The 1555-nt window shown below is 62.1% G+C and carries 1 protein-coding gene; it reads left to right on the top strand.

Annotated features, from left to right (window positions below):
* The coding region (locus ACQKPZ_RS28165; protein WP_427544553.1) for an immunoglobulin-like domain-containing protein at positions 1–1555 on the top strand (1555 nt) is incomplete at both ends.

The following is a 1555-nucleotide window of genomic DNA, read 5'->3' as shown; positions in this document are numbered from 1 at the left end:
CCGTCACCGACGAGCCAGGCACCCCGGGCAACCCAGGTACACCAGGCACCCCGAACGCAGGCGACCTGGTCAAAGTCACCATCACCGCCGACCAGACTTCGGTGGCCGAGAACGTCAAACCGACCTTCACCGTGCACATCAACCAGGCACTGGATCACGACCTGGTCGTGACCCTGAGCAACGATGCCAAGGTGACCATCAAGGCGGGTGATACCAGCGCGCCTTACGAGCACGCGGCGCAAGGTGACGATGTCTATAACGACGCGGGCGAAATCAGCCTGGGCATCAAGTCGGCGGTCGATATCGACAACCGCACCTTCGAGAACCTAGAGCTGGGTGGCGCAGCGAAAGTTGAAGTCACCGACACCACTGACGAAGTCATCGCCAAGCTGACCGCCACCCCTTCGGTGACCGAAGGCGGCGAGATCACCTACACCATCACGCTGACCAACAAAGACGGTCTGCCGATCAACAACCACAGCGCCCTGACCTTCACGCTGAGCGACGGCAAGACCACCATCACTGTGCCGGCCAACGGCACCGTGGGCACTACCACCGTCATCGCGCCGGACAACGTCTACACCGGCGCTAACGACCCAGTGATCAAGTCGATCGCCTCGGTCAGCGGTACTGACGTCGGCAAGTTCGAGCAGCTGACCCTGGACAAGGCCCCGGTCACCACCACCGTCACCGACGAGCCAGGCACCCCGGGCAACCCAGGTACACCAGGCACCCCGAACGCAGGCGATTTGGTCAAGGTCACCATCACTGCCGACCAGGCCTCGGTGGCCGAGAACGTCAAACCGACCTTCACCGTGCACATCAACCAGGCACTGGATCACGACCTGGTCGTGACCCTGAGCAACGATGCCAAGGTGACCATCAAGGCCGGCGACACCAGCGCGCCTTACGAGCACGCTGCACAAGGCGACGACGTTTACAACGACGCTGGTCAGATCAGCGTGGGTATCAAGTCGGCTGTGGACGTCGATGGTCGTGGCTTCGAAAACCTGCAACTGGGCGGCAGCGCTACTGTTCAGGTGACCGATACCACTGACGAAGTCATCGCGAAGCTGACCGCTACGCCTTCGGTCACCGAAGGTGGCGTGATCACCTACACCGTGACGCTGACCAACAAAGACGGCCTGCCGATCAACAACCACTCGGCGCTGACCTTCACGCTGAACGATGGCAAGACCACCATCACCGTGCCGGCCAACGGCACCGTGGGTACTGCCACCGTCACCGCGCCGGACAACGTCTACATCGGTACCAATGACTCGATCGTGAAATCGATCGCTTCGGTCAGCGGCACCGACGTCGGCAAGTTCGAGCAGCTGACCCTGGACAAGGCCCCGGTCACCACCACCGTCACCGACGAGCCAGGTTCGGGTACTCCAGGCACCGGCAACCAGGGCGACCTGGTGCTGGTCACCATCACCGCCGACCAGGCGTCGGTGGCCGAGAACGTGAAACCGACCTTCACCGTCAAGATCAACACGGTACTGGCCAACGACCTGGTCGTGACCCTGAGCAACAACGCCCAGGTCACCAT

It is taken from the genome of Pseudomonas sp. NPDC089547 (genome assembly GCF_050280665.1).
Classification (GTDB): Bacteria; Pseudomonadota; Gammaproteobacteria; order Pseudomonadales; family Pseudomonadaceae; genus Aquipseudomonas.
Note: the sequence above shows the minus strand (reverse complement) of the source record. Positions and strands in the feature narration are given on the sequence as shown.